The 26,388-nt window shown below is 61.9% G+C and carries 26 protein-coding genes and 1 pseudogene; 13 read left to right on the top strand and 14 right to left on the bottom strand.

Going from position 1 to position 26,388, the window contains the following annotated elements; translation table 11 throughout:
- Window positions 1-263: 263 nt before the first annotated feature.
- The 4 genes from QJT82_RS30895 to QJT82_RS30880 form a co-directional block, all read right to left on the bottom strand.
- Window positions 264-1,109: a Ku protein gene (locus QJT82_RS30895; RefSeq protein ID WP_035632354.1), complete on the bottom strand. Its 846-nt coding sequence runs from the start codon at window positions 1,107-1,109 to the stop codon at window positions 264-266.
- Window positions 1,110-1,450: 341 nt separating this feature from the next.
- Window positions 1,451-1,726 carry a hypothetical protein gene (locus QJT82_RS30890; RefSeq protein ID WP_018271013.1) on the bottom strand — a complete coding sequence of 92 codons (276 nt, stop codon included), beginning with the start codon at window positions 1,724-1,726 and terminating at the stop codon, window positions 1,451-1,453.
- A gap of 803 nt (window positions 1,727-2,529) precedes the next feature.
- Window positions 2,530-2,733 (bottom strand): hypothetical protein, encoded by a 204-nt coding sequence (locus QJT82_RS30885; protein ID WP_028342830.1) that lies wholly within the window; start codon window positions 2,731-2,733, stop codon window positions 2,530-2,532.
- 506 nt (window positions 2,734-3,239) lie between these two features.
- Window positions 3,240-3,566: a hypothetical protein gene (locus QJT82_RS30880; RefSeq protein WP_028342829.1), complete on the bottom strand. Its 327-nt coding sequence runs from the start codon at window positions 3,564-3,566 to the stop codon at window positions 3,240-3,242.
- Between the two features lie 194 nt (window positions 3,567-3,760).
- On the opposite strand from QJT82_RS30880, the gene QJT82_RS30875 reads away from it, so the two are divergent.
- Window positions 3,761-4,096: a hypothetical protein gene (locus QJT82_RS30875; RefSeq protein WP_155258662.1), complete on the top strand. Its 336-nt coding sequence runs from the start codon at window positions 3,761-3,763 to the stop codon at window positions 4,094-4,096.
- A 398-nt stretch (window positions 4,097-4,494) separates the two neighbouring features.
- Here QJT82_RS30875 and QJT82_RS30870 read toward each other — a convergent pair whose 3' ends face one another.
- Entirely contained in the window at window positions 4,495-4,701 is a 207-nt protein-coding gene (locus tag QJT82_RS30870; RefSeq protein ID WP_063607105.1) for a hypothetical protein, read from the bottom strand.
- A 492-nt stretch (window positions 4,702-5,193) separates the two neighbouring features.
- Window positions 5,194-5,437, bottom strand: a pseudogene (locus QJT82_RS45635) (hypothetical protein); the annotation flags it as partial.
- 159 nt (window positions 5,438-5,596) lie between these two features.
- Here QJT82_RS45635 and QJT82_RS30865 point away from each other — a divergent pair.
- A complete protein-coding gene (locus tag QJT82_RS30865) occupies window positions 5,597-5,956 on the top strand; it encodes a nuclear transport factor 2 family protein (RefSeq protein ID WP_016843833.1) in 360 nt (119 codons plus the stop codon).
- A 10-nt stretch (window positions 5,957-5,966) separates the two neighbouring features.
- Here QJT82_RS30865 and QJT82_RS30860 read toward each other — a convergent pair whose 3' ends face one another.
- Window positions 5,967-7,313, bottom strand: coding sequence for an ATP-binding protein (locus QJT82_RS30860; protein WP_028342827.1), 1,347 nt, complete (start codon window positions 7,311-7,313; stop codon window positions 5,967-5,969).
- A gap of 72 nt (window positions 7,314-7,385) precedes the next feature.
- Between QJT82_RS30860 and QJT82_RS30855 the strand changes: the two genes are divergently transcribed.
- Window positions 7,386-8,030, top strand: coding sequence for a response regulator transcription factor (locus tag QJT82_RS30855; protein ID WP_028342826.1), 645 nt, complete (start codon window positions 7,386-7,388; stop codon window positions 8,028-8,030).
- Window positions 8,031-8,166: 136 nt separating this feature from the next.
- Here the strand turns inward: QJT82_RS30855 and QJT82_RS30850 are convergent, their stop codons facing one another.
- On the bottom strand, window positions 8,167-8,607 hold the full coding sequence (locus QJT82_RS30850; protein WP_051448023.1) for a hypothetical protein: 441 nt from the start codon (window positions 8,605-8,607) through the stop codon (window positions 8,167-8,169).
- A 912-nt stretch (window positions 8,608-9,519) separates the two neighbouring features.
- The gene (locus QJT82_RS30845; protein WP_016843837.1) at window positions 9,520-9,666 is read right to left on the bottom strand and encodes a hypothetical protein; all 147 of its coding nucleotides are present in this window, start codon (window positions 9,664-9,666) and stop codon (window positions 9,520-9,522) included.
- Window positions 9,667-9,870: 204 nt separating this feature from the next.
- On the opposite strand from QJT82_RS30845, the gene QJT82_RS30840 reads away from it, so the two are divergent.
- Both QJT82_RS30840 and QJT82_RS30835 read left to right on the top strand, forming a co-directional pair.
- The gene (locus tag QJT82_RS30840; RefSeq protein ID WP_155258661.1) at window positions 9,871-10,242 is read left to right on the top strand and encodes an adenylate/guanylate cyclase domain-containing protein; all 372 of its coding nucleotides are present in this window, start codon (window positions 9,871-9,873) and stop codon (window positions 10,240-10,242) included.
- A gap of 735 nt (window positions 10,243-10,977) precedes the next feature.
- On the top strand, window positions 10,978-11,202 hold the full coding sequence (locus tag QJT82_RS30835) for a hypothetical protein (protein ID WP_051448025.1): 225 nt from the start codon (window positions 10,978-10,980) through the stop codon (window positions 11,200-11,202).
- Window positions 11,203-11,702: 500 nt separating this feature from the next.
- Here the strand turns inward: QJT82_RS30835 and QJT82_RS30830 are convergent, their stop codons facing one another.
- The gene (locus QJT82_RS30830; RefSeq protein ID WP_016843840.1) at window positions 11,703-12,062 is read right to left on the bottom strand and encodes a PRC-barrel domain-containing protein; all 360 of its coding nucleotides are present in this window, start codon (window positions 12,060-12,062) and stop codon (window positions 11,703-11,705) included.
- A gap of 814 nt (window positions 12,063-12,876) precedes the next feature.
- Between QJT82_RS30830 and QJT82_RS30825 the strand changes: the two genes are divergently transcribed.
- A complete protein-coding gene (locus QJT82_RS30825) occupies window positions 12,877-14,139 on the top strand; it encodes a hypothetical protein (RefSeq protein WP_307724549.1) in 1,263 nt (420 codons plus the stop codon).
- An 886-nt stretch (window positions 14,140-15,025) separates the two neighbouring features.
- Here QJT82_RS30825 and QJT82_RS30820 read toward each other — a convergent pair.
- The 3 genes from QJT82_RS30820 to QJT82_RS30810 form a co-directional block, all read right to left on the bottom strand.
- A complete protein-coding gene (locus tag QJT82_RS30820; protein WP_028342824.1) occupies window positions 15,026-15,229 on the bottom strand; it encodes a DUF3606 domain-containing protein in 204 nt (67 codons plus the stop codon).
- A 137-nt stretch (window positions 15,230-15,366) separates the two neighbouring features.
- Window positions 15,367-16,569: an ABC transporter substrate-binding protein gene (locus tag QJT82_RS30815; protein WP_085964933.1), complete on the bottom strand. Its 1,203-nt coding sequence runs from the start codon at window positions 16,567-16,569 to the stop codon at window positions 15,367-15,369.
- 53 nt (window positions 16,570-16,622) lie between these two features.
- The gene (locus QJT82_RS30810) at window positions 16,623-17,762 is read right to left on the bottom strand and encodes an acyl-CoA dehydrogenase family protein (RefSeq protein WP_028342823.1); all 1,140 of its coding nucleotides are present in this window, start codon (window positions 17,760-17,762) and stop codon (window positions 16,623-16,625) included.
- 81 nt (window positions 17,763-17,843) lie between these two features.
- On the opposite strand from QJT82_RS30810, the gene QJT82_RS30805 reads away from it, so the two are divergent.
- The 4 genes from QJT82_RS30805 (at window position 17,844) to QJT82_RS30790 (ending at window position 23,035) form a co-directional block, all read left to right on the top strand.
- The gene (locus QJT82_RS30805; protein WP_281446666.1) at window positions 17,844-18,641 is read left to right on the top strand and encodes a GntR family transcriptional regulator; all 798 of its coding nucleotides are present in this window, start codon (window positions 17,844-17,846) and stop codon (window positions 18,639-18,641) included.
- A 129-nt stretch (window positions 18,642-18,770) separates the two neighbouring features.
- The gene (locus tag QJT82_RS30800; protein WP_245288821.1) at window positions 18,771-19,580 is read left to right on the top strand and encodes an enoyl-CoA hydratase-related protein; all 810 of its coding nucleotides are present in this window, start codon (window positions 18,771-18,773) and stop codon (window positions 19,578-19,580) included.
- 13 nt (window positions 19,581-19,593) lie between these two features.
- Complete coding sequence (locus QJT82_RS30795; RefSeq protein WP_028342821.1) at window positions 19,594-21,831, top strand: acyl-CoA dehydrogenase family protein; 2,238 nt, start codon at window positions 19,594-19,596, stop codon at window positions 21,829-21,831.
- Window positions 21,832-21,841: 10 nt separating this feature from the next.
- Window positions 21,842-23,035, top strand: a complete 1,194-nt coding sequence (locus tag QJT82_RS30790) for a CaiB/BaiF CoA-transferase family protein (protein ID WP_028342820.1) — start codon at window positions 21,842-21,844, stop codon at window positions 23,033-23,035.
- A 21-nt stretch (window positions 23,036-23,056) separates the two neighbouring features.
- On the opposite strand, the gene QJT82_RS30785 is transcribed toward QJT82_RS30790, so the two are convergent.
- Window positions 23,057-23,551 (bottom strand): MarR family winged helix-turn-helix transcriptional regulator, encoded by a 495-nt coding sequence (locus QJT82_RS30785; RefSeq protein WP_028342819.1) that lies wholly within the window; start codon window positions 23,549-23,551, stop codon window positions 23,057-23,059.
- A 205-nt stretch (window positions 23,552-23,756) separates the two neighbouring features.
- Here QJT82_RS30785 and QJT82_RS30780 point away from each other — a divergent pair, with 205 nt between their 5' ends.
- From QJT82_RS30780 to QJT82_RS30770, 3 genes are read left to right on the top strand one after another with little or no spacing between them, the layout of a single operon-like run.
- The gene (locus QJT82_RS30780) at window positions 23,757-24,083 is read left to right on the top strand and encodes a hypothetical protein (protein WP_028342818.1); all 327 of its coding nucleotides are present in this window, start codon (window positions 23,757-23,759) and stop codon (window positions 24,081-24,083) included.
- Between the two features lie 13 nt (window positions 24,084-24,096).
- Window positions 24,097-25,416, top strand: a complete 1,320-nt coding sequence (locus tag QJT82_RS30775) for a Rieske 2Fe-2S domain-containing protein (protein ID WP_028342817.1) — start codon at window positions 24,097-24,099, stop codon at window positions 25,414-25,416.
- Complete coding sequence (locus QJT82_RS30770) at window positions 25,413-26,378, top strand: PDR/VanB family oxidoreductase (protein ID WP_080686863.1); 966 nt, start codon at window positions 25,413-25,415, stop codon at window positions 26,376-26,378. The genes QJT82_RS30775 and QJT82_RS30770 overlap by 4 nt, the downstream gene beginning before the upstream one ends.
- Window positions 26,379-26,388: the final 10 nt, after the last annotated feature.

The raw sequence follows: 26,388 nt of genomic DNA, 5'->3' as shown, positions 1-26,388 counted from the left end.
AATGAATATCCTCGGGATCAGGCCGCTGATCGCCGCGATCGCGGCCTGACGCTGGCCCAGTTTTGGCTTCAAGATTGCCTGCCCTGCAAGGCCGTTTTTACACGGCCAAGGCCCTTAGCGGACACTCACTTTAGCGTCGTTCGACGCCTGCTTTGGACCCCCGCGATCCCCGCACACGCGGGGAACGGATCTATGAGTACACGCCCTAGCTATCAGGCTGGCCACCACCAACAGATGCTTCGAAACCAGGCCCTCGAGGTCCACTAGCCCGCTTTGCGGCGCGGCTTGGCCGGCGCCTTTTTCGCCTTCGTCGTTTTCGCGGGCGCCGCCTTGCCGCCGCTCTGGATGCTCTGCTTCAAGGCGTCCATCAGATTGAACACATTGCTCGGCGCGGGCTTTCGTGTCGCTGCGATCGGTTGGCCTTTGCGCTTCTGGTCGAGCAGCTCCTGCAACGCCTGCTCATAGCGGTCTTCAAACTTATCGGGCTCGAAGTGGTCCGATTTCTGCTCGACGATATGCTTGGCTAGATCCAGCATATCCTTCGTGATCTTCACGTCCTGGATGTCCTCGAAATATTCGGCTGAATCGCGCACCTCATAGGGATAGCGTAGCAGCATGCCCATCAGTCCGTTGTCGCGCGCCTCAAGCGAAATGACGTGCTCGCGGTTGGTCAGAACCACGCGGGCGAGGGCGACCTTGTCGAACGATCTGATGGTTTCGCGGATGACGGCGTAGGCGTCATGGCCGACCTTGCCATCGGGGACGATGTAGTAGGGCCGCACGAGATACAGATCGTCGATCTCGCTTCTGGGCACGAACTCGTCGATCTCGATGGTGCGGGTCGATTCCAGCGCGATGTTCTCGAGCTCCTCCTTGGTTACCTCGAGGTATCGGTCGGTATCGACCTTGTAGCCCTTGATGATGTCGTCGGAGTCAACCTCTTCGCCGGTGTCGGCGTCGACCTTCAGATATTTGATCCGATGGCCGGTCTTCTTGTTGATCTGATTGAAGCTGATCTTATCGGATTCAGAGGTCGCCGGGAACAGTGCGATGGGGCACGTCACCAGGGACAACCGCAAAAAGCCCTTCCAATTGGCGCGCGGGGCCATACTCAAACTCCACCTACACTGAATGGTATCAATATAGGAAGACTGTCAGCGAAGTGGAGTGGCCAAGCGCGACATTAGGCGCCTCAGCCGATAGGAACCTCCTGTTGCATCGATCGCTTGCCGGGGAACCAACCCAAGGGAAGCGACCATGCTTGGCGAGACATCCTATCTAATGGTGTGGCTCTGGTTCATCGGCGCCTTTGTGCTCGGGGCGGTTTTGGTCTACGGCGTCATGAAAGCTGGCCGCCTTCGGCGAAGCGAGCGAGCGCGGTTGGATCAAGACACAGCGCGAAGACAACGCACGGAAGATCCGCACAAGCGCCCATTCTAAAGCCTAGAGCCTAGCAGTCCGGACAGCTATCTCCGATGCCGCGCAGGACTTCGTCGATTGCGGCCCGGCACTCTTCCGGCGTGGCGCCCGAAAAGGGCTGGCTCCATGCCGCCTCGCGAGCCCGGTTCCGCGCATCGGGATCGCTGCGATCGAGGGCATGACCGTGGTGCTCGCACTCCTTCACGGCGTGGTGCTCGATCAGCATGCCGAGCGCCCAGCCTTCGAGACTGCGATAAGCCGGACGGGAGGCCTGCAGCGGCAGGCGACGTTGCGCGTTGGTCTTCATGGTGGCCTCGAATCAATCGACACCGCCAATTATAGCATTTGCGTCAACGCCTCTTCGCCGGGCCGGCACTTATGCCCGCTATGCAGGCTAGGAACCGAAATGCGAGAGTGTCTAGCGTCCCGGCCCGGGAGATCAGCAGCTTTGAATGCTCGTTGTGCGGGCGACGCTCGAAATCTGGAACTCAGCTTGGGTGCCGACCTACAGATTTTTGGCCGGGCCCATCCGACCTACCGAAACGTAATTGTGCCGTTGGCACAGATTGCACTTTTTCCCCCAGTTGCTGGAGTCGCTCATAGGAACAAGTGTTCACTTTGTAACTTAAGCTCCCACTGCAACGGGGCAGATGGGCAGGACTATGGAACGTAAACTTGACCAGCTAAAAGCTCATTCGCTTACGGCGGTAGCACTGAGCACCTGCATACTCGTCGCAAGCCTTGCCATGCTCATATTGAGATAAGGCCGCCTCAGTTGGACGGCGTTGTGCTGTTCGATCTTCATTTCAACCGGTTCATAGTAGTCCCCATCACAGATTTGAGAAACTTTCATCGCGAACGTCTTGAACCACCGCACGCGCTGTGCGGCCGGCCTGCGGTGTACGAACGCTGAGCGGTCGTCCTAAACGGTCCGGCCCTCGCGGCCGGGCCTTTCGTTTGAGCGGCCTATTTCGCATCTGCGAATGGCCAAGCTGGCCCGCAACGCAAAAGCCCGGCGCTGACGCGCCGGGCGAATGCCGATATATTTCAGGTGGGCAATGGAGAATGAAGCGCTCAAACGGGGCCGCAGTATATCGGTAGTGTTACGGCTTACTCGTCTGACGGTCCCTTGCTGGGGCTCCTCTCCAGCTCGTCCCGCGTCCTTCTGGAGCCTTCCAGCACAGCCTCGCTTGCGGCCAGGACGCGGAAGCTCCGCTCCATCTGCTCCAGAAAGCGCCGCGTGAAATCGTCCTTGGTCGCCTCCTTGGCCCGCCTATAGTGCTCCGCCATCTCCGCGTAATCGTCGGCACTCATACCGTTATATGCGGCTGAACATAGTAACGTTCCTAGGCTTCGGGGTCGGCGACGAAGAAGGTGTTGGGAACGACGCCTTCGAAGCGTCGTTAGCAACGTGCCGCTCCTCGGTAGAGCGGAAGTGGCAATGAAGGTGCTCCGGCTCTTGCCCCCGAAGACTCGGGGCACATGTCGAGCGGCGGCCCGGCTGGCACCTCGCCAGGGCCGCCGACGCGGCCCCAGCCAGTCCCCTCGCTGGGGCCGTTCTCTGCGTCGATTACGACACCACTTCTGACATGCCTAAGTAAATATGGAAGTGAATATTCGGGCGCACACTGGCGCAGTGTTCAGGCTCAGTCACCACGACGGCGTCGAGCGCAGCTTCATGGCGTTGGCGGCGGTATCGTTCGTAGCGCTCATCGTAAGCGTCGGCCTCCGTCGATCTGGGCCTGTCATCTCATGATTGATCCAACCGCCTTGGCCTCAGCGAGAAACCCACTCGCTGGGGCCGTTTCTTTAGGGCGCCCTTAGTCCTTCGTATCGACGTTCTGAGGAGCGGGGCTGCTGTCGGACTTCACCATCTCCAGTTTGATCTGCCTCAGTTTACCACTCAACCGACGCAACCTGGCTCGCGCCCGCTTAGCTGGCGTATTGAGTTGGGTCCCACGGTCCGTTTCTTCGCCATACCTGTTTTGCTCTTGCGGAAAAGGCTCATGCGTCTTGCGGCCGATGAAGGTGTCGGGCGGCGTGTTCTCGGCCAGAATCTTGATAGAATGCCGAACTGTGCTGCGCGCCTCATCAGCGAGCTTTTGAAGCCACGCTTGGCATTCGGCAATGTCGCACTGATCGGCCATAGCCGCGCTCCCTCCTCAATGCAGGCGGGAGCACTCTTTGTCTCTCAGCCACCGGCGCCCACGGGCAAAGCCTTGGCCGGTGATGCTTCATAACGCATGGCGGGCGGGTTAGTTTACTTGTGAACATAGGCAGATGATAATTTAGGGTAGGTTTTTAATTCTGGGCCGGTTCGCTTTGAGCAGAGGGTAGAGCCGTGAGTTCCAAACCAGATACTCGCGTTGCCGAGCAGTACCTGACTTGGGCATTAGAGGAGCTTGCGAAACTCGGCTGCCATCCCCAAGCCTCTCTCCACGCTCGCATGGCTTTGAACTATCTGCTCGGCGGCAGCGAAAGTGTGCCCTGGCGCTTTAACGAGAGCGCAAAGCGGTTTCGCGACAAGGCCGATGAGGCCGAGCAGCTAGCGATGGTGGCACACACCGCAAGCCGCCGTGACACCCTGCTCAAGATCGCCGAAAGGTACCGTCTTACGGCCGAGCAGATGGAGCAATCGTCTGTAAACGTGACAAAGCGGGACAAAAATTCAAACTGAGACATTATCGAATTTAGACACGTGTCAAGTCGAGGTAATCCGGGAGAGCGGTCTAAATTGCTGAGGTTTCCCGATAGACTCGACGACGCTCCCAGCCAGTCGCGCGCTGAAGATGTGGTCCGTGGAGGATCGCATCCGGGAAGAAGCCCTGACGCCGCTAGCCCCCGTCGGGGCTTCTTGCTGCTTTACGCCGGCTCAGAATGTACGAACGCCGCCCGCTTAAAATGCATGCGGACGGCGCCGTCTAGCCCCAGGAGGATCTGCAAAATCCTGGCTAAGGTAAGTCTGCACAAAGACTTAGAAAGTTTAATACCTCTGAAGGGGTAGCGCTGGCTGTCGGAACGGCGCCGCGCCCACGCTTTTGCGCACCCGGCGTGGTCTCTGCCGATCGCGCTGTGTCAGGCGAACAGGTCTTTGCCCGGCTGCAGCATCCTCACGAACGTCCCGCTCTCGTGATACTCGAGCCAGCCCTGATCCTTGGCGTACTGCGAGCCGACCCAGTATTCGGCCGGCATCGCCTTGTCCTGGTAGATCATCGGATAGTTGATCTTCTCAATGTAGATCCGGCCGTCCTGGATCGGTTCAAAGGCGCGGGCGTGCTCCATGATCCGGCGGGCAGCCTTTCTCCGGGGCCGCCCAGCGCCGGTCTTCCCTCATCTTCATCGTCGATTTGCGCAGCATAGATGTGAGGGGTGTGAATCTGGCTTTCGGCCGGACGGTGGCTATCAAACGTCGCGCCGCAGGGACAGCGCATCAGCGACGACGGCTGTTGAGAAGGGAGCTTTTTGCCGCGGTCCCACATGCCTGCTTGCGCGCGATCCAGTCGCGATGATCGCGCCAGGAAGTCCGCCTCGGCCAAGGTCGGCAGCAACTCGCCCCATGCTGCTTCGAACCCCGCGCGCACGTCGTCGAACGTCGAGGCCGGGGCCGCCGGTCGACCGATCGCAGCCTTGATAGAAGCCGCATTTCCATTCCCATTGGTCAGCGTGGTTCGGCACGCCGGTGCGCAGTCCGATCGCCCCGACGCGGACGTCGCCATGAAAGACGTCCCATTTCTCCCGGACGGCTTCCTTGTCGCGCCCGGCGTGTGAGCTCGGTCACGGCTCGTCTCCGATCGGGCAGCGCTGCCACAGCTGCAGCGGCTCCGCGGCCAGGCGCTTGCCAGCCGTGCTCACTTCACGTAGCGCAGGCGACCGGCGAGATGGTGCACCCTGGTGGTCGGAACGTGGCGCAGTGCGGCCAGGTCGACCGCGCGCGGTGTCTTGCATCGCAAGCATTTATCTCGAGCCACGGATAGCCGGCATTGATAGCCTGGTCAATCGAGGGCGACGGGTCGACCGGGCCACGCCACTGGTATGTCTGGCCACCTGATGGTCGGTCTGCCATTGCTTGCCTTCATACTCTATGCTGAAACGCGCTGGACGAAACTAGCCCAGCGCGGCATTCATGCTTCAATCAGCCGACGCGGTTTTGCTGCTCGTGAAGCCTAGCAGGCAATTGATGCTGGCGAGGTTCGATTTGACCAATCATTTTGACGAAATGGCTGCTGTGGTGGATTGGCTCGACTGCTGCCGGAGCCACGACCTCGAGGCGCTGCTCGACCTTTATGCCGATCAAGCTCGGCTCGAGTGTGCCTGCGAGGGCAGTCGGATCAGCGGCCGTTCCGCGCTGGCGGATTATTGGCGGCCGAAGCTGTCTACGGTGGCCGCGGACGCCTTCGGGCTCGAGGAGATCACGCCGCAGGACGACGGGGTGGTGCTGGATTATCTGAGCTATGAAGGCAAGCGGGTTCGGATCATGTTTGTATTCGATGCCCTTGGCAAGATTTCGCATATGCGGTGCGCCCCGTCTTCGCGGTGATGACGCGTCCTCATCGCGCAACATGGTTCTGGAGTGGAATCCGGCAACGCACGATGGTCTGGCCTTGCTCGCGGACCAGCTGCAGCGTTCCGTCGAGCGCGCGCACCCGTTCGTGCATGCCGATCAGGCCTCTCCCGAAGGTCAGGTCCGGCGGCAGGCCAGTGCCGTCGTCCGAAATCTCGAGCTGGATTTGATCGCCGTTGACGGTCGCCGCGACGCCCATCGTGGTCGCGTGAGCGTGCCGGAGCGCATTAGTCACTCCCTCCTGGATAACGCGGTACGCGGTTTGCGAGAGCAGGGCATCGAGCTCATCCAGCCGATCGTCGAGCCGGGATGTCACGCGGAGGCCGGGCGCTTGGGATCGGGCGTTTCGCAGCAACGTCTGTACGCTTGCGGCTAGTCCAAGATCCGCAACATAAAGCGGGCTCAGTCCCTCCAGGACGCGCCTGTTAGCCTGTTGCAAGGCTTCGGCTGCGCTGAGGATGCCATGCGCCGGCGAACCCGGCTCGGGCGGGCCCTCCGCCTCGGGATCCGACAGCGCGGTAGCGTTGGCGCGGATCGCGAACAGAAGCGGGCCCATCTCGTCATGTAGCTCCCGGGCGAGCTCGCGGCGCTCCTCGTCCTGCACGGCGACGATCTTGCGCAGCAGGTTCCGATTGTCTTGGCTAAGCCGCCTCAGCGTTACTGCAAGCTGATTGGCTTCCGCACAGCTCTTGCGGATCTCCGGAGGGCCGGCCAGCGGAATGGCGGCATCGTAATCGCCGTTTCGCATCCGGGTCAGTCCGGCGCCGAGCTGAGCCAGCGGCCGAAGCGCCGCGCCGGTCGTGAAATAGGCGCTCAGCGCGGCGAGCAGCATCAGCGCCGAGCTCGACGAGACGATCGCAACGAAGCCCGCCCATTTCTCCTCGATGTCCGGCGACAGATCGGGACTAAAGACGATGTCCCCGACATGCGTCACCCCGATCCTGATCGGATGCGTGGAGCCGAGCTCGGGAACCTTGAGCAGGGCAGTGAACCACGCGGGAATGTTGCCGTGGTGGCGGTCCGCCGCGCTGCGCTGCGGCCGCGTTCCAGGCGGCACGAATGCGATGGTCTCGGACCTCCCGAGCTTGTCTGCGAATGCGTCGAGGGTTTGCGGCGGGTTGCCGGCAACTGCGAGCGCGGCATTCAGCGCATTGGCCACCCGCTCGGCGGAGCGCGCGGCCTGGGCGTTTTCATTCTCGAACTGCTCGGGGGAGACGATCTGCAGGGCGAGGCCGCCGAGCAGCAAGGCGCCGACCACCATCGCAGCCATCGGCAGCAACAGCCGGGCACGAAGTGAGAGGTGGTTCCAGAATCTGTTCCAGAGTCTTGCCACGTCGGGCTCCGTTCAGCGATTCTTCTCTTTCAATTTCCGCGCGAAGTTCTATCAAAGGCAGGGGAGAGAATGATGCACGATACGTCCAAATCGTCCATGAGAGTATTGATCGTCGACGATCACCCGGTGGTGGTGTCGGGCTGCCGGTCCCTGTTTGCTTCCGACAAGACGGTGAAGATCGAGGAGGCCGCCGATGCCAAGGCCGGCCTGCGCGCCTTTACCCAGAAGCGGCCGGACGTGACCGTGATCGACATCAAGCTTCCCGATGTCTCCGGTTTCGAGCTGCTGCGCAGGATCCGGAAAGACGACCCGGTCGCCCGGATTATCATGTTCAGCATGAACGACGGTCCCGCTTTCGTGGTGCGAGCGGTGGAGATGGGGGCGCAAGGCTATCTCTCCAAGAGCGACGATCCGCGCCTGTTCGTCAAGGCGGTGCGCAAGGTCGCGGCAGGCGAGCGGTTCATTTCGCCGCATCTCGCGGAGGCGATCGCGTTCGCCGGCGCCGCGATCAAGGCCAGCCCCGCCTCGCAGATGTCGGCGCGGGAGCTGGAGATCTTGCGGTTGCTCGGCCGCGGCGACAAGATCGTCGAAGTCGCATCAGCGCTAGGCATCTCCTACAAGACTGTCGCCAATGCCACGTCGCTGCTCAAGCAGAAGCTCGGCGCGAAGAACCACTCAGACCTGGTACGGATCGCCGTCGAAATGGAACTTGGCTGATCCTTGCATAAATTGAACTGATCGCGTGCAGTGACGCGACAATTCTTCATTGCCGTACACCAGGCGGCATTCATCAGGCCAAATCGAAGCGACGAACCCACCGGTAGCGGCAATCTTCAAGCAAGAGCTTCACGGCTCACCAGTTCGGGAACGACCAGCCCTGCCATTCCGGCTCGCGATAGCTCGCGAAGCGCTGACCGCGCTGTGCAAGTTGCTGGCGTCTCTCGCGCTGCGCCTGCCGGGTTGGCTTTGCGTGTCGCGCGCTGCGCTCGGGGCGCGCCCGCGGAGCTGCCCGCGACGCATCAACCTGCGCAACCGTCGCGGGCGGCGCAGCGGGGAGCGGCGCGGCGACAGCCGCCGAAGCTGGGAGGGCAGGCGCGGCGGCAGGGAGCGGGGTGCTCGTGTCCATGCGTATCGCCTCCGGCCATTTGTGCTGCGAGCGAATGCGGATGATTGTGCGATCGATGTCGTTGCGAGCGACGGTGACTGGCGCCGGGGCTGAATAATACCAGTCGGTGAGAAACAGCAGACCGAGCAGCGTCGCGCCTGTAAACAGAAAATACCGGACCAGAGGCATCAACAACCTTCACCGCAATCCCGGACCGCATATCGGCACCGGCGCCGATCAACGGGAGAAAATGGCAAACGTTCCTCGCCGATCGCATGCGCTGAAACATGAAGCCGCCCGCGGGCGGCCTCATCATGTCGTCGGTACGCTCACCAGGTCACCCAGTTGCGGCCGCGCCAATAGCCGCGTCCTTCGTGCTCGTGAACCGCTCGCGCGACCCCAGCGCCAATTGCCGTGAACCACGACGCGGGATTCACGCGGATAAGCATAGGTCTCATGGGTGTGCCTGCACACCCGCCCAGCGCACGCGATCGCCGCCGATGCGCTGATCGCGGACGCGGCCAGGAAGCCGGCGCCAAGGATGGCGCTGCGGCCGTCTTGCCGAGCCGTCTCATCTCATATCTCCTCAGAGCCTGACCGAAAATGAAATCGAGTCATTTCAACATCTTGCGGCGGGCATCATCGGAACAGAAACCTCGGATCGCTGTTGCGAAAGCGCTTAATTCGTAGAGGATTCCGATCGGGAGGAATCTATTACCTCCTAAGAGCCCGGCACCGCGTCCCTTGGTTTTCAAAGACTTATTTTGAGTCAGACTCTCAGGTGGGAACCATTGCCGCTGCGCCAACATCCGGTTTGCCGCCGTCCTTTTTGTCGGGAAAAATATGCAAATGGTTGGGAACGGTTTGCCTCGGCGGCAGTTGATGACCTGCTTAAACGAGCACAATCAACTTCCCCAAAGGCTCCGGCGCGGTTCCCCGGCTGCGCCGGAGCTAATTATTGTGCCGGGTGCGGCGAGCAGGAGAGCGCGCCGACCGCGCCTTTGACGTGGAAGGGATTTTGATCAAGCAATCAGCCGGCTGCGCTGTCTCACACCGCACAATGGTTGCCGGGTCCGAGCGAGCTGAGGCGGATTGCCAGCGCTAGAACGGAGCGCGCACCTGCTGCGCGGCAAGCATCGCCGGATACTTTGCCGCCCTCGATTGCACGAACAGGCTCGATGTCACGATCAGTGCAAGCGAGAACAATGCCACCACCGACATGCATGCGACCTGATCGCCAGCGCCCATCTCAGCCACTCCGTGTTTTGCCTCGGACCGTGAACGTGGCAGGAACCGGTTCGTTCCTGATGTCGGGAAAAACCGGCAACATGCGGCCGCTGCCGCCGGCGGGTCGCAGCCGGCTGATGCAACCCGGCATGGCCGTATGCGGTAGCTTCGATTATACCATGATTGGACTGGCACAGATTGGCAAGATCGAGCGGGGGTCTTCGTGTGACGAGCAAGCGTGTCGAACGACAATTGGCTGCAGTGCTGGCGGCTGACGTCGCTGGCTATAACCGCCTCATGAGCGTTGACGAACTAGGGATCCTCGAAGGCCTCAAGACGGTTCGGGGCCAGGTTGTCGACCCAGCCATCGCACGCCATAACGGACGGACCGTCAAAACCACGAGCGACGGAATGCTCGTGGAGTTTGCGGTAGATGACATCACCTGCGCAATGGCCATTCAAGATGAGATGGAAGTGCGCAACAAGGGTAGCCATCGTGGAATTACCTTCCGGATAGGCATCAATATCGGCGACGTCATCATCGATGGGGTGACATATTCAGCGATGGCGTCAACATCGCATCGTCACCTGCACTAGCGATTGCGAAACCCTCAACCGAAACGTATCGCTACCGCTTCCTGACAAACCGTCGATCGCAATACTTTCGTTCCAGAACATGAGCAGCGATCCCGAACAGGAATACTTTGCAGATGGGATGGTCGTGCGAAATCAGCTCTTCCAAATTTTTTCAAATCGGTGAATGTTCTTGTACAGCGCCTGCAACTACCATTGCCGGATCTTCTCAGTCAGCACGGGCGATCCGACGACAGTGTCACGTGTGATCCTCCAGGCGCACAGAGCGTGGCGACCTACAAGGAGCCCACCGGCCCGGCCGTGTCCTGCGTTCGCTGGCAATTGAATGACGCGCAGGTGGCGGCCGTCGCGACCCTAAATGCGCAACCACTGCGGCAAGGCGACGCCGGTCGGTGAGGCCGAAGCGAGGAGTGAACGCACGGCGCTCGACGCTAGGACGAACTAAGTCTCACGTCGGCGTCAAGAATTCCCCCTAGCCTTAGTAGGATTCCTTGCCGGAACAGTCCGGCGCCGGCGAAGACGAGCGTGAGACCGATGCGATGGCGCAACTTCATGAAGATGGCCGCGAGAAGGCTTGCCTTGAACGTGCCGATCGTCAAGGTAACGAACCATTGCCGATTCCGCGCGCCAGAAGACAAGGCCGATGCAGGCCGCGCCTACGAGCAGCCATGTGACGATCCTTGGTATCGGGCGAGAAAAATCTCGACCGCTCACGCGACCCGCGCCCGATTGGAAGGTCTGAATGGCAAAGAAGCGAAGAAGCAGATCGCGCGCGGTCGCAAACAGGACGGCGCACACGTCGCCGGCGGGCAGGATTGTTACGAGGCGAAGAAAACCCTGAAGTCGGCTGCGTCGGTGAAGGGGGCCGTCAACAAGATCGGCATCAGCCGCAACCGAATTGAGCGTCGGCTCGGATCGGCGATGAAGAAGTCGTTAGGAACGGTACCTTCGAAGCGTCGTTAGCAATACGTCGCTCGCGGCAGAGCGGTTGGCGAATGAACGTGCCCGGCTCTAGCCCCCGGCGAACCCGGGGCATATTCGATCAGTTAACAGGCGCGTATTAAGTGGGCTGGAATGCTCTATCGATCGATTGAACGAAAATGGTTGAAGGGCTCAGACTTTATGTAGCTTTCGCAGTCGATGCCGCGGGCGTTTCTCGGGCCACCTATGAGTTCACTAGCCATGGTGATGACGAGGCGACAGAGCGGGCTAAGGGATATCTGAATGCCCACGAGTTCATCGAGTTTGGACCGACCATCGGTTCGTCATTCGTCTGAAACGCGGGTCGGAGTGAGCTAGTCAGCCGCGGGGCCACAGTCGGGCTGTCCCTTCGTCATTGGTCGCCTGTCGTTCAAAATCAGCCTAGAGCCTGGAATCACTTTTGTGCGCAGCCACCGCTCGAACTGGCGCGCGCGCTCCGCGTGTCTGCTTGTGGAAGGGCAGCCGAACGCGCGCCAGGGCAATCAGATCGGGACGCCGTAGTAGTCGTTCACCGACCGGCCGGCCGCCGGATCATTCCAATTCCAGCTGGCCTCATCGCGATACTTTGGCGCGCCCTGCAATCGGCTTTCGGTTATGCCGGTGACGTAGCCGCCGAGATTGGTGTCGTACTTCAGCGACTGCCACGGGAGGGGATAGTGATCGTCCCCGATGCCGAGGAAACCGCCGAAGCTGAGAACGGCATACGACACCTTGCCGCTTGTTTTGTCGATCATGAGACGTTCGATGGTGCCGACCTTGTTGCCGTCGGCTCCATAAACTGCCGTGCCTTCAACCTTGTCGCTTCCAATCAGAGCGTCGGATTCATTGTCGTCTAAAGCCATGGTCGTCCTCCAATACAAATAGCTTTGGCTGCAAATCATCAAGTTCGTTGAACGTTCCTATCGTTGCCTTCTTGCCGGGAGAAGCAGTTCGAAGCGGCATTGCGACGCCGGGCGTCGTCACCAACTGTTCGACTTCAATCGTTCGCTCCGCGGCGCTCGCTCTCCAGCCGCCACGAGCCAGCCCGTCGCGTCGGCGCGTACGTCATGCGATCAGGGAGAAGGTCATTGCCGCAGCCGGGTGTCGGCAGGTATCAACCTGGCGTTTTGGCTGGCCGGGAAGATCGAAGGTCGCCAGCGAAAGCCTCCGGCGATCAGAGCAGGCTCGTCCCGAAAATGGCATCGAGACGCTTCATCGACCTGGCGGGAAGGGCAATGTTTTATGGAATTCTATCGGCTGAAAGACGGCTTTGGTTCGGTTGGCCGTGGCCGCCAGGCCCGACTTGGGGGAAGTTTCCTGGCCCGTTGGCGTAGCTCCTGGGCTTCTCTGTTAAGGCGTTCTTCAAGAGGGAAAATCTGTCTAACCCGGCGTCGTCGCTTCATGGCTCCTCTCTCCAAAGCTGACGGTCCAGCTAAAAACAGCAGAATTCTCGGAAGATGGAAAAGTTCCGGTGACCTTGGACGACTAGTGCCGCCTTGAAGGCCCTTGCCAGAGCCGTTGCTGCAACGCACCGGATCCGCGCCCGCCACCGGCATCAGCACCAGCAGGAATAAGACTAGGCGCTCGCTGTCCGGTCGGTCACGAAGCCTCAGCTGGCGGTTTCCCGCGCAATAGGAGCCAAGGTCGATGGCCCGACGTTGAAGGTTCATGGAGACCATGAATGCCTATCTGCGTCGAAAGCATGAGGAGCTTCAGTTGCTGGACGCTTGTCTTGACGAGTCCTTTGCGCCGGCAACTCCGAAATCGATCAATGAAGCGATCGCACTCAAGTTCAAGCTGACGGCGGCCATCAGAGCTCAGCACGATCTAAAAGATTGGACCACGACCGAAACCGCTTGGTCGCATCGCAAGAAATCTTCTGATAGCCCGTTCGACTTCCGGTACGACTATCAGCGCGCCGATCTCGACGTGGCTGGCCCGTCGTTTTATGATCTCGGCGATGACATCAAGTGCGAGACCGTCTACACGTCTTCTGGCATGGCCTCCATATCTGCCCTGCTTTTGGCGTCGTCGCACTTGTTCGATCGCGCGGATATCGTCTCGCTGCCAGGGACGTACGGAGAGACCCTGGAGTTCATCGAAGCGTACGCTAGGCACCTGAAGAGCATCACGGCCGTAGAAGTCCTGGGCGCCCCCACTTCAGGCGCGTCGCACCGCATCCTTCTTCTGGATTCCTGCGCATCGGCAAAGGATTTCGAAGCCTGTCTGCGGTCACCCTGGGCGCAATTCGACCTCTGCATCTTTGATAGCAGTTGCCTCGCCGGTGGCTCCGGCAAGATCGCGCGGACGTTACGGAAGGGCCGCAGATCCGGAGTGCCCGTGGCTATGATACGAAGCCATACAAAGTTGGATTCGCTGGGCGTCGAGTATGGACGATTGGGCTCTACGACCTTCGTCCGCTCCGCTGAGGCCGATCTCTGGGGTCGGTCGCCTCTGCGAAACCTGCCCGATGGGATGAGAAATGCAGTCAGACTGCTCGGCGGCGCAGCGCTACCGGCCCACTTCCCACCTTATGTCGGCAGCCCCGAATATCGGTCGCTGACCACAAGGAGAGTGGCTGCGATCATCCGCAACAGCCGCCGCACTGCTCACTTCTTCCGCCAGGCGCTTGGCGATCTGGTGAGGCAAACGAATTTCGCGCATGGCCTTTACGTGTTGCTCAAATGCAGGAGTCCCTTGGACGAAGAAGAGGCTAGGCAAGCGGCGTCGGAGATGGGCAGGGATCTTGGCCTGGCCGGCTTTCCGATCCGTCATGCCGGAAGCTTCGGGTTCGACTTCGCTGCCACGGAATGGTTTCACGACACGACGACCGGGGCCTTCAACGTCCGCATAGCCGTCCCGGACCTTCCCACCAAAGTATGGGACGAACAAACCCGCGCGATAGCTCGGTGGTGGAACGAACACAACAGCCGAGCATGAAGCATGCGGGGACCCTTGCTAGCGGCCCCGGCTCAAGTCTCGACCACGACTCGCTCGTATTTCCGCCGATGAAGAAGGCCGCGCGAGATTTTCGCGAATTCGATGTCTGTCCTGTTCCATGAAGCTTCAGGGCAGTCTGAGCCGCGATGCAGGCCACGCCTCGCGGGCGGACGACAAACCGAAGTCTAAACTGGCTCCAGCCTGGTTTCCCGCTGGGACCGTTTCTTTGAGCCTGCCCGCCAGCCCGAGCCGGCCTTACTGTCGCGGAGAATGGGAGCGTCGTCTGCGGACCGGTGGTCGCACTGGTGGCACCGCGCGGCAAAGCATTTGTTTCAGAGGAGTGGCGGTGCCTGGTTTTTACGTTCTCAGCCAGCCCGGGTTAGGAACCGGTTTGTGGAAGTTGCATTGTCGCTCAATATTGCACTGACGGTCGGCGCGATGTCTGCCGCAACCGTTGCACCTGCGGAGGCGCGATGGCGGTTGGCGTCGGATGGGGCCCGGGTCTCAGACTTGCGGCGGGTGCACTGGCCTTTGGAACCGCTGCAGCTTCGTCCACTCGTGTAAGGGCTCGGGTTTGACGACCTGGACGCTATCTTGGCTTGGGGGCCCCGCAGCGCGGCGGCGAAGGTTAGACCGAGAAAGCTGACTTTGAGCCGTACCGCGGCTTCGCGGCGGTTGATTTCACGGCACGGTCAGCAGTGAGGCCTTCCGCGATGATTGTTTGCAGAGCGGCCGTCCACAGCGCGATCTCGTGGTCGATTCTTTGGCATTGCGATGCAAATCAATCCGTGACGCCAGCTCGTACTGGCGAGCCTTTTCTAGCAGCGCGTCTCTGATTGGACCGGGCGGAAGTAGAGTAGCCTGTCTTCGTGCTTCCCGCGCGCACTCAGCGCTGACTTCCTGTTCTCTCGTCATGGTTCGCGTCCAGCTCCTTGCGAACGGCTGCGGCCGAATTCCCGGCTTTTTCGATGACCTTACGAAGCTCCTCCTGCGAGACACCGAGCGCGTGAGCCCAGCATTTCATTTGGTCACGCGCATGGATGTTGATCTTCGAACGCTCGAACTGATCTTTCTTAGTAAGGTTGTCCATACCTGAAACAACTCGGGCTTAACCACAACCAGTGTTTTCCAGTGATGGATGCAGCTGCTTGTTCGAGCAGTCCAACCCGAGCCCGCCTGTTGTCCGGACGTAGCGAGAGCCTTGGTGGCTCTCGCCCGCAGTCTGGTCTAGTCGGCCGATAGAGGAGCGCCGGTCAAGGACCAGCTTTCTCCGTCAAATGTCGCAATCCGCAGAGCTCTGAAGGGTGTGTAGTCTCCGGGCCGGGTGCTGATCGCGACGCCTGGGAGCATCATCGGCAATCGTTCGCCATTCAGCGAAGTGGCCTGCTTCATGAGGTTCTCGCGGGTCAGGTCGTCGCCGCATTTGCGCAACGCTAACTCCACGGCGTGCACGTTCATATAGGCAACGAGCACAGAATAGTCGTCCGGGTTGGCTGAAGGTGCGTACGCCTTCAGGAACTCCTTGTAGGCCTTGACCTCCTCATCATTGGCCCAGGCTGGGTCGCCCGGTTGCTTGAGGAATTGCGTTGTGACCAGTCCCTTCGATGCTTCGAGGCCCGCGGGCTTCAGGATGGTTTCGACCGATGCGGTCGAGCCGCCGATCACGTGCAGCGGCTTCCAGCCGAGCTCGTAAACCTTGCGGATCGATTGCGCCGCCGCCTTCGACGAGGACTGTTCGATCAGGGTGTCGACGCCGGCGGCTTTCAGCTGGACGATCTGCGAGTCGATCGTCGGATCGGCGAGCTCGTAGGAGGCCTGAGCGACGATCAGCTCGGCCTTCGGACCGAGGCCGGCGCGGAGGCCCTTCAGGTAGTCCTTGCCATAGTCGTCATTCTGATAGAGGACGCCGATCCTGGCGTCCGGCTTTGCCGTCAGGATGTACTTGGCGACGACGCGGCCTTCGGTTTCGAAGTCGGGATAGAGCGGGATCGTCCAGGGAAAGGCCTTGGGATCGTTGAAGCGGCGTCCGCCGGCGGTGATGAACAGCTGCGGCACCTGCTTGGCGTTCAGATATTTCTGGATCGCGACGTTGGGCGCGGTGCCGATCGTGCCGACCTCGGCCAATATGCCGACGTCCTCGATCAGCTTGCGCGATTGTTCGACCGCCTTCGGCGCGCTGTAGGCATTGTCGAGCTGCGTGAAGTTGATCTTGCGGCCGTTGATGCCGCCTTTGGCATTCAGCATCTCGAAGTAGCCGACCACCGCCCGCCCGGCGCCCGCGCCGAACGCGGATGCGGGGCCACTCAGCGGCGTCGATTGGCCGAGCTTGATCTCGGTATCGCTGGCACCGGGACCGTAGGCTTTCTGTGCATAGGCAGGTACCGCCAGAAGTGCTGACACCGCGCCGGCTATCAGCGCCCGGTTGATGATGTGGTTCAAGTTCGTTCCTCCCTGCAATTGCTTCTTCTTGAAATCGATCTGCACTAGCGCAGCAGCTCGCGGGCGATCACCACGCGCTGGATCTGGTTGGTGCCTTCAAAAATCTGGGTCAGCTTGGCATCGCGCATCATGCGTTCGACCGGATAGTCCATCGTGTAACCGTAGCCGCCGAAGATCTGGACCGCGTCGGTCGTCACCTTCATCACCATGTCGCTACCGACGCATTTGGCCATGCTGGCAAGCACGTTGAGCCGCTTCCAGTCGCCGGCATCGCCGGCGCGGGCACATTCGTAGACCAGCGCGCGGGCCGCCTCGATCTGCATGGCCATGTCGGCGAGCATGAACTGCACGCCCTGGAACTCGGCGATCGGCTTCTTGAACTGCTTGCGCTCCTTGGCGTAGGCGACGCAGGCATCCAGTGCGCCTTGTGCGAGGCCGACGGATTGCGCGCCGATGGTCGGCCGGTTGAGGTCGAGCGCGCGCATCGACGCGCGAAAGCCCTTGCCTTCCTCACCGACAAGGTTTTCCGCGGGAACGCGGACATTGTCGAAGAAGATCGGCGTGTTGGGCGCGCCGCGAAAGCCCATCTTGCGCTCGTGGCGGCCGAACGTGATGCCCGGCATTCTCTTCGGCTCGACGATGAAGGCGCTGATGCCGTCCGCACCGGCGCCGTCACTGGTTCGCGCCATGACCACGATGTAGTCGGCGGCGACACCATAGCTGCACCACTGCTTGCGGCCGTTCAGGACATAACTATCGCCGTCCTTGCGGGCGCGGGTGTTGAGCGCGGCGACGTCGGAGCCGGCCTGCGGCTCCGAGATCGCGATTGCCGTGACCACGCCACCCTCGGCGATGATCGGCAGATACTTCTTGCGCTGCTCCTCAGAGCCGAAATGCAGCAGCGGCATGATGAACATGGTGTTGAGCGCGGCGATCGACGCACAGGCAGGGGAGACCTTCGAGATCTCCTCGCGCGCGATGCAGGCCATGGTCAGGTTGCCATTCGGGCCGCCATAGCGCTCCGGCACCCAGAGCTGCATCAGTCCCATCTCGCCGAACAGCTTGACCAGTTCGAGCGGGAAGCGGTCGGTTTCGTCGATCTCGGCGGCGATCGGCGCCACGTGCCTGGCGACCATTCTGCGCACGTTGTCGCGGAACGCGACCTGCTCCTCGGAAAAACTCATGCGAACTCCCGTTTCGTTTTCTTTGCCGGAAGCCAAAAAAGGGCTTCCATTGAATGGGTGATCCATTTAATAATCCACCGCATGAGCACCAAGTCAAGCCCTCGCGCGCCGCAGCGCTCCCTTGCCGCCTCGCCGAGCCGCCGGGAGCGGGCCACCGATCATCGTGCGGCCGGCTCCCCGGCCGCGCCGACATTCAGGCCAATTCACACCAGGCGGACGTTCGAGGAGATCTGCGAGCGGATTCGCGAGCAACTGGCGCTCGGCGTGCTGAAGCCCGGCGACAAGCTGCCGGCCGAGCGCGAACTGGCTCAGCAGCTCGGCGTCAGTCGGAATGTGCTGCGGGAAGCATTGCGCAGCCTCGAAATGGCCGGCGTGCTGCGGCTGCAGAAGGGCGTCAAGGGCGGGGCTTTCATCCAGCAAGGCGACACCCGCCGCATGAATGAGGTCATGCGCGACATGCTGAGCCTCGGGACGATTTCGGTGCGGGAATTGTCGGAGGCGCGGGTCCACGTCCTCGACCTCGTGGTGCAGCTGGCTTGTGCCAATGCCCGCCGGGCCGATCTCGATGCATTGGAAGCCAATATCGAGCGGACGGAGCTTGCGACGAAGGAGGGGCGGCTGCTCGACCGGGTCGAATGTTCGCGCGAGTTCTACAAGTTGCTGGCGGCCTCGACCGGCAACAAGGTGATTGCGATGATCGTGGACTCGGTCACCGAGATCCACATGCGCTTCGTCTACGCCAAGGTCGCTTCCAGCGGGGTCGCGATGGCACGGCTGGCCGAGAAGCGGCGGCAATTCCTGGCGGCGCTCAGTGAAAGTCGGATCGTAGCCATGTCGTTCTGTGAGCCAAGGAGTTGCCAGACATATTTGTCTTCCTAAGACCGCTTGGCCTCCGACTTCATGTCGCTTCACGTCGCATTGGCGGATGTGCAGCCCGGGATGCGCCGCTAGCGCGCGCCTGCGTTGCCAATAATCAACAACTCAAACAGCGAAACAATGGAGGCAAACGTGTCCAATTACGCCAAATATGAATGCCTGACGGTCGAGGTCGCGGACAAGGTCGCGACCGTGACCTTGAACCGCCCGCAGGCGCGCAATGCCATCAATCAGAAGTTGATCCGCGAGTTGCGCACGATCTGGGACGACCTCGCCGACGATCACGCCGTTAATGCCGTGGTGCTGACCGGGGCGGGCGACTTCTTCAGCGTCGGTGGCGACGTCAAGGCGATGTCCGAGCGGCCCGGCGGCGACGTGCTCGAAGAGGGCGAGGTACACGATCCCATGATCAGCCGCCGCGGAGTCACCCGCCAGCTCGAGCTCGACAAGCCCATCATCGCGGCGATCAATGGCGATGCCATCGGCCTTGCGGCGACCCATGCGCTGCTTTGCGACATCACGGTGATGGCGGAAGACGCGCGGATCGGCGACACCCACGTCTCGCGTGTCGGCCTCGTCGCCGGCGACGGCGGCACAGTGATCTGGCCGCTGCTGGTTGGCATCAACAAGGCCAAGGAATTCCTGATCCGCGGCACGCTCCTGAAAGGAAATGAGGCGGAGCGGATCGGGCTGGTCAATCATGTCGCGCCGCGCGCGGAGGTGTTGGCCAAGGCCCGCGCGATCGCGGTCGAGCTCGCGAACGGTCCGACCTGGGCCATTCGCTGGACCAAGCTGTCGATCAACCAGATCGTCAAGGAGCGCGTCAACATGCTGCTGGAGGCGTCGATGGCGCTGGAGCAGGTGACGTTCGAGACTGCCGACCACAAGGAAGCGACTATGTCGTTCAAGGAGAAGCGGAAGCCCAGATTCGGCCGGGCATAGCGCGGGCCTCACCATGGCGGCGATCGAAGCGTCGAATGACGATGTCGCAGGAATGCTGCGCGATTCCTTGCGCGGTTTCCTGGACGAGCATTGGCTTCCACTCGGTTTAACCGCATCGTCCTCGCCGGACGAGGTGTCGGCGATCTGGCGCAAGCTCGTTGGGCAGGGCGTCGCCGCGCTCGGTGCGAGGAGCTGTGAAGGCGGGCTCGCAGAAATCCTCGTCGTCATGGCGGAACTCGGCCGGGCCGGCTGCGCGGCGCCGATGTGGTCTGCGGCGCTCGCCAATCTTGCGATCTCCGGATCGCAGGTCGACGTCGCGGTGGATCTGCTGGAGCGGCTGCATTCCGGGGAGGCGACCGTCGCCTTCTCATTCGGTGCGCTGGATCCGGACGCCGGCACAGGAGCGGTTGAGGTCACGGACCTCAAGGCAAAGGGCGTGCTTCGTTTTGTCGAGGCTGCCGGAGGCGCGACGCATCTTCTGGTCGTTCTAGACCAGGCCCAGCTTGGGCTGATCAATCTTGACGGTCCCGGTGTCGAGTGCGTCGCAACCCGCGCGATGGGAGCGTGGGGGCTCTATGAGGTCCGACTGAACGAAGCGCCGCTCACGTGCATTCCCATAGATGCAGTCGATGTCGACCATCTCCGCATCAAGGGCAGAGCGATGTTGACCGCGCGCGCTCACGGCGCGGCGCGGCGTGCCTTTGAGCTCGCCGTGGACTACGCCAAGGAACGGCACCAGTTCGGGCAGCCGATCGGCAGGTTCCAGGCCATCCAGCACAAGCTGGCCGATTGCCTGATCGCGCTCGAAGGCGTCAGGTTGATCCTCGACCATGCCGCCAGACTGCATGACGGTGGCGAGGGCGGCTGGCGCTACTTCGCCGATTGCGCATCGGCGTTCTCCGGTCATGCGCTGCGGCAGGTGTCGCTGGAGGTCCAGCATACGTTCGGTGCGATCGGCTATGCCGAAGAGCACGAGGCGCCAATCCACTTCAAGCGCGTGCATCTCGATACGATCGCGCTCGGCGGCGCCTCGGATGCCAAGAGCAGGCTGGCAGCGCGGCTGCTGGATGCGGGCGGCGTCGGGCTGCCGCAATATGACCTCGGGGCCGCTGGAAATGCGTTTCGCGAGCAGATCCGGCTCTGGCTCGAGCAAAACTGGACTGGAGATGCGAAGCTAGCATTCGACGGAAGGCCGTTCGCCAAGCGTGAGTTCGATGCGCCCTTCGCCCGCGACATCGGCGGGACCGGATGGATCGGGCTCGGATGGCCAGAGCAATTCGGCGGCCAGGCGCGCTCGCCGCTGGAGCAGATCGCCTTCATGGAGACGATGGAGCGGGGCGAGGCGCCGCGGATCGGTGCGGCGATCCAGGCCAATGCGCTGATGATGTTCGGCACGGCAGCGCAGCAGCAGAAATACCTTCCGGAAATCCTGCGTGGCGAAGCGATGCATGGCATGGGCTACAGCGAGCCGCAGGCAGGGTCGGACCTTGCGGCGCTGCGCACCAGTGCGGCCAGGGACGGCGATCACTGGGTGATCAACGGCCAGAAGATCTGGACCACCACCTGGTGGGGGAAATACATGTTCCTCGCCGCGCGGACCGACAAGGACGCGAAGCCGCCGCACGCGGGCATCAGCATGTTTATCGTGCCGATGGATGCGCCGGGCATCACCATCCGTCCGTCTGCGACCATGTACGATGGCACGTTTGCCAACATCTTCTACGACAACGTCCGCATCCCGTCCGAGAACCTCGTTGGCGAGGTCAATGGCGGTTGGAAAGTGTTGACCGGCGCGCTGGCCTTCGAGCGTGGGCTGGTTGGTGGCGGGATCGTCCTGAAGGTCGCGCATGCCTTCGAGCAGCTGCGTTCGCATGTGATGGCGAAGCAAGGCGATCGGTCTCTCGCTGATGATCCAATCATCCGCGACAGGATGGCGACCTTGGCGTCAGAGATCGAGATCGGCCGTCTCTTGATGATGCATTGCGCCGAACTTGCCGCCGACGGCGTGACGCCGCCGGAATATGGCGCGATCAGCAAGGTGTTCTCCGGTGAGCTGATGGAGCGCTTCGGCGAGACTGCGCTCGACATTCTTGGCATGCGTGCCGCGCTGTCCGAGCAGATGCCGGGCGCGATCGACAACGGTCGCTTCGAGCAAAACCTGCGGCATTCGCTGATGTGGGTCATCAGCATCGGGACCAACGAGATTCAGCGCAGTCTGATCGCGCAACGCGCGCTCGGGCTGCCGAGATAGGAGAGATCGGATGCAGAAGGATGGCGACAGGGCGCCGCTCGCCGGCGTGCGCGTGCTCGATTTCTCGATCATGGTGGCCGGGCCGTACTGCGCGCGGCTGCTCGCGGACGTCGGCGCCGAGGTCATCAAGATCGAGCCTCCGGAAGGCGACGACATGCGGCTGCGAACGCCGCTGCGCGAAGGCCACAGCACCTATTTCGGCCAGCTCAATGCCGGCAAGCGTAGCCTGGCGCTGGACCTGAAGAATGCCGACGCCATCAGGCTCGTACATCGCATGGTCGCGGAGGCGGACATTCTCGTCGAGAATTTCCGCCCTGGCGTGATGGACCGCCTTGGTCTTGGCTACGAGACGCTTTGCGAGATCAACCCGCGCCTCATCTATTGCTCGATCTCGGGTTATGGCCAGTCAGGCCCTGCGGCCGAGCGCGCGGCCTATGCGATGATCGTCCATGCCGAGAGCGGATTCGATCACTCCCTGATGCGTTATGCCGGTGACCGGGAGCGTCCCGCGCCGGGCGCGATCTTTGTCGCCGATATCCTTGGCGGCATCTTCGGCTATTCCGCGATCCAGACCGCGATGGTCCAGCGTACGCGCACCGGAAAGGGACAGCGCGTCGATGTAGCCTTGATGGACTGCATGCTGAATCTGCTGGTCTATGAGTTTCAGGAGGCGCAATTCCCGATCCGTTCGCCGCGCCCGACGTATGGGCCAGTCCGCACGCGCGATGGCGATATCCTGATCGCCCCGGTCACGCCGCGTAATTTCGCGGCGCTGTGCGAGGTGACCGGGCAGGAAGAGCTGGTTAACGATCCGCGCTTTTCGACCATTCCAGCGCGCGGCGCCAATTGGACCGCCATGATGCAGGTGATCGAGAAATGGACCGAACGCCACACCGTTGCTGAATGCATCGCGGCGCTGGATCGCGCCGGTGTTCCCTGCGCCGAGTACCGGACGCCGGGCGCGGCGCTGACCGATGCCCATTTGCGCCAACGTGGGGTGTTTGGGACCGTCTCGGACGGGGCCGGTGACTTCGTCGGCGTCAATGCGCCATGGCAGATGTCCGGGGCCGATACGCCGATGGGACGTCAAGTTCCCGGGATCGGCGCGCAGCGGGACGATGTGCTGTCGCGGATCCTGGGCCTGTCGCCGGACGCAATCGCGACGCTTGCCGCTGCAGGTACGTTCGGGAAGGTGCAGGCCTAGGGCCGCTGGACGCCGGCGATTTCAGGTATCGGCCGGACTGTCCGGCGGCGGAGCCTTCGCGATCGCCAGCAGGCATTTCAGGAAATGCGCGCGGTCCTCCTTGCGAAGGGGGGCCAGCATGATGTTTTGCAGCTCGGCGGCGGCCGGAATGACGGCGAGAAGCGCATCCTCGCCTTTAGCCGTGATCTGCACCTGGAGCGAGCGGCGGTCGTCCGGATTGTCTTTCTTCGAGACCAGTCTGCGCGCAACCATGCGCTTCAGCATTTCGCTGAGCGTGTTGCGGTCGCAACTGATCCGGTCCGCTAGTACGGAGGGGGTTAGGGGACCTAACTGATACAGCGCCATCAGCACACCGAACTGCCGCGGCGTGATATCGCTCTGGCGCGTCATGCTTTGATAGAGCCCATCGTAGCGGGCCTCCAGCAGACGCAACAGGAATCCGACACCACCCTCGAGCTGCCAGTCGCGTGCAACGTCTGCCGCCGAGGTTGTCTGCTTGCCTTTATCGGCTGCCATGCCGTTGTCGGATCCCAGCTGCGTTCTGCGAATTGCGCCCTAGCCGTTAGCAGCTTGGCTGATCGTCCTCAACCCCGTGGCGAACCACGTCACCAGCCTCTTCTGAGGAAGACAGGGTCGCCCTCGGCTCTTGTCAGCCTTCCGATGATGTAGTACGTATACGTATCAAATGCCATGCGAAGACCTCGTTGAGGGAGGTTGAAACTTGGACCTGCGTGAGCTGCTGTCGATTCCCTATTTGCTTGAGGCGGAGGCGGTCGAAACCGAGCCGGGGCAGTGGCGGGTTCGTCTTGCCTATCCGGAGCTGCCGGGGTGCACGGCGGAAGCCGCCGTCGTCGAGGAGGCTCTGCGCGAGCTCGAGCGGCGGCGCATCGAATTGATCGTCGGCCTGGTGGAGGAGGGCAAGCAGCCTCCGATCCCACGCAAGCCGCTCACCGCATCCGATCCGCTTTGGACCGCTCACGATCTCGGACTGTCTGACCGTGTCGCCACGCTTCTCGGCGGCGCGGCGGGCCCGGCCACACGCAATTGAAGGAGGCAAACCCATGCTCTCGCGCGAAGACAATGAACGCCTGGTGAGGGTCGGCAAGGGGACGCCGCTCGGCGAACTTTTCCGCCTGTACTGGATTCCTTTCCTGCCGTCGGCTGACCTCGCCGCGGACGGGCAGCCGAAGCGCATCCGGCTGCTGGGCGAGGATCTCGTCGCCTTTCGCGATTCCGAGGGGCGCGTCGGGCTGGTCGACCAGGCCTGCCCGCATCGCGGAGCGCCGCTGATTTTTGCACGAAATGAGGATTGCGGGCTGCGCTGCGTCTATCACGGCTGGAAATTCGACGTCACCGGCGCCGTGACTGACATGCCGGCAGAGCCAGTGCGCAGCCGCCTCAAGGAGCGGGTGCGGATCAAGGCCTATCCCTGCAAGGAGCGCAACGGGATGATCTGGACCTATATGGGTCCCGACCAGGCTGAGCTTCCGCCGCTGCCGAACCTCGAATGGAATCTGGTGCCGGCCGAGCAGGCGCACATCTCGGTTCGCGTCCAGGAGTGCAATTGGCTGCAGGCGGTCGAGGGTGAGATCGATTCGGCGCACGCGCCGCTGCTTCATGGACGACTGGATGCGCAGGGCACGACGAGCGCCTGGATCCAGAAGCGCGACCTGCGCCCGACCTTCGAATGCATCAAGCAGGATTTCGGCATGAGCATCGCCGCGCGGCGCAATTACGATGCCAACACGCTGTACTGGCGGGTCAACCAGTTCCTGCTGCCGTTCTATACGCTGGTGCCTCCGCTGTCGCCGTTCCCGGATTTGAGCGGGCACGCCTGGGTGCCGATCGATGACGAGAACACGCTCTGCATCATGTTCTCCTATCATCCCTCGGAGCCGCTGCTGGAGAAAACCCGGCAGGTCTTCGCCGAAGGGCACAAGGGCCGCGAGAGTGGTCATGCCAGCCGCCACGCGCTCGTCCAGCACCCGGTGACGGTCCCGTACGCAGGCTACTGGACGAAATATCATCCGAACAACGGCTTTCAGTTCGACTATGAGGCGCAGCGGACCACCTGGTTCTCGGGCCTGCCGGGGCTCTGGGTGCAGGACGGCGCCTGCCAAAGCGGCGTCTCTCCGATCTTTGATCGTACCAAGGAGACGCTCTGCTCAAGTGATACCGGCATCGCGATGACGCGACGTTTCATTCTTGAAGCGCTTGGCGCCTATCGTGATCACGCGATCAAACCCAAAGGAGTCTTGGACCCGGACGTGTTCATGGTGCGAGCGGTCTCGCTGCGGTTGCCGCCGGAGGATTCTTGGGTTGACGTCGGCGCGCCGTTCATGCGCGCGAAGCTTGGCGCCGATTTCGGGTACGAGCTGTGAGCGCATTCAAACATACGGCTGGTACGCTGGAGGTGCTGGTCAAGCGTATCGGATATGAGGCTGAGCGGATCAATTCGTATGAGCTGATTGCCCCGACGGGCGGCGAACTGACGCCGTTCACGGCCGGGAGCCACATCGACCTGCATCTGCCGAACGGCATGATCCGCAGCTATTCGCTGGTAAACGACCAATGCGAGCGGCACCGGTATGTCATCGCGGTGAACAGGGATGGCGAGAGCCGGGGTGGGTCCAGCTTCGTCCACGACACCGTCAGGGTCGGGAACGTCATAAGGATCTCCGAGCCGCGGAATAACTTCGCGCTCCGTGAGGAGGCCGACCATTCTGTCCTGATCGCCGGGGGCATAGGCATCACGCCGCTGCTGTCGATGATCCGACGGCTTGAGGCGCTTGGACGTCACTGGGAGCTGTTCTATGCCGCGAGGACGCGCGCCGCTGCCGCATTCCTCGACGAACTCGGCACGTACCGATCGAGGGTACATCTCGATTTCGACGACGAGCGATCGGGACGGGCGTTCGATCTCCCGGCGCTCGTCATGAACGCTCCGCCTCGCGCGCATCTCTACTGTTGCGGTCCGGTGCCCATGCTCGAGGCGCTCGAGGCGGCGACGGCCGGTCACCCGGCCGATCACGTACATGTCGAATATTTCAAGGCCCGGGAAGCTCCAGCCACCGAAGGTGGCTTCGACGTCAAGCTGGCGCGAAGCAACCGCACCATCGCGGTCGAGGCCGGCAAGACCATCCTCGATGCGCTGCTGGAGGCCGGGATAGCCGCGAACTATGCCTGCACCGAAGGTGTCTGCGGCACCTGCGAGACGCGCGTGCTCGAGGGCATACCCGATCATCGCGACCAGTTCCTGAGCAACGATGAGCAGGCGGCGAACAAGAGCGTCATGATCTGCTGCTCGGGCGCCAAGTCCCGAACGCTAGTGCTCGATCTCTAACACAACAACA

The organism is Bradyrhizobium sp. Mp19 (assembly GCF_029952935.1).
Classification (GTDB): Bacteria; Pseudomonadota; Alphaproteobacteria; order Rhizobiales; family Xanthobacteraceae; genus Bradyrhizobium; species Bradyrhizobium elkanii.
Note: the sequence above shows the minus strand (reverse complement) of the source record. Positions and strands in the feature narration are given on the sequence as shown.

Excerpts from the sequence above, each read along its gene's own strand:
- QJT82_RS30855 (WP_028342826.1), top strand. The coding sequence starts at position 7,386 with ATGCACGATACGTCCAAATCGTCCATGAGAGTATTGATCGTCGACGAT.
- QJT82_RS30880 (WP_028342829.1), bottom strand. The coding sequence starts at position 3,566 with ATGGCCGATCAGTGCGACATTGCCGAATGCCAAGCGTGGCTTCAAAAG.
- QJT82_RS30845 (WP_016843837.1), bottom strand. The coding sequence starts at position 9,666 with ATGGGCGCTGGCGATCAGGTCGCATGCATGTCGGTGGTGGCATTGTTC.
- QJT82_RS30820 (WP_028342824.1), bottom strand. The coding sequence starts at position 15,229 with ATGGACAACCTTACTAAGAAAGATCAGTTCGAGCGTTCGAAGATCAAC.
- QJT82_RS30885 (WP_028342830.1), bottom strand. The coding sequence starts at position 2,733 with ATGAGTGCCGACGATTACGCGGAGATGGCGGAGCACTATAGGCGGGCC.
- QJT82_RS30810 (WP_028342823.1), bottom strand. The coding sequence starts at position 17,762 with ATGAGTTTTTCCGAGGAGCAGGTCGCGTTCCGCGACAACGTGCGCAGA.
- QJT82_RS30790 (WP_028342820.1), top strand. The coding sequence starts at position 21,842 with ATGCAGAAGGATGGCGACAGGGCGCCGCTCGCCGGCGTGCGCGTGCTC.
- QJT82_RS30895 (WP_035632354.1), bottom strand. The coding sequence starts at position 1,109 with ATGGCCCCGCGCGCCAATTGGAAGGGCTTTTTGCGGTTGTCCCTGGTG.
- QJT82_RS30785 (WP_028342819.1), bottom strand. The coding sequence starts at position 23,551 with ATGGCAGCCGATAAAGGCAAGCAGACAACCTCGGCGGCAGACGTTGCA.
- QJT82_RS30805 (WP_281446666.1), top strand. The coding sequence starts at position 17,844 with ATGAGCACCAAGTCAAGCCCTCGCGCGCCGCAGCGCTCCCTTGCCGCC.
- QJT82_RS30775 (WP_028342817.1), top strand. The coding sequence starts at position 24,097 with ATGCTCTCGCGCGAAGACAATGAACGCCTGGTGAGGGTCGGCAAGGGG.
- QJT82_RS30890 (WP_018271013.1), bottom strand. The coding sequence starts at position 1,726 with ATGAAGACCAACGCGCAACGTCGCCTGCCGCTGCAGGCCTCCCGTCCG.
- QJT82_RS30795 (WP_028342821.1), top strand. The coding sequence starts at position 19,594 with ATGGCGGCGATCGAAGCGTCGAATGACGATGTCGCAGGAATGCTGCGC.
- QJT82_RS30830 (WP_016843840.1), bottom strand. The coding sequence starts at position 12,062 with ATGGCTTTAGACGACAATGAATCCGACGCTCTGATTGGAAGCGACAAG.
- QJT82_RS30850 (WP_051448023.1), bottom strand. The coding sequence starts at position 8,607 with ATGCCTCTGGTCCGGTATTTTCTGTTTACAGGCGCGACGCTGCTCGGT.
- QJT82_RS30865 (WP_016843833.1), top strand. The coding sequence starts at position 5,597 with ATGCTGGCGAGGTTCGATTTGACCAATCATTTTGACGAAATGGCTGCT.
- QJT82_RS30825 (WP_307724549.1), top strand. The coding sequence starts at position 12,877 with ATGAATGCCTATCTGCGTCGAAAGCATGAGGAGCTTCAGTTGCTGGAC.
- QJT82_RS30870 (WP_063607105.1), bottom strand. The coding sequence starts at position 4,701 with ATGGAGCACGCCCGCGCCTTTGAACCGATCCAGGACGGCCGGATCTAC.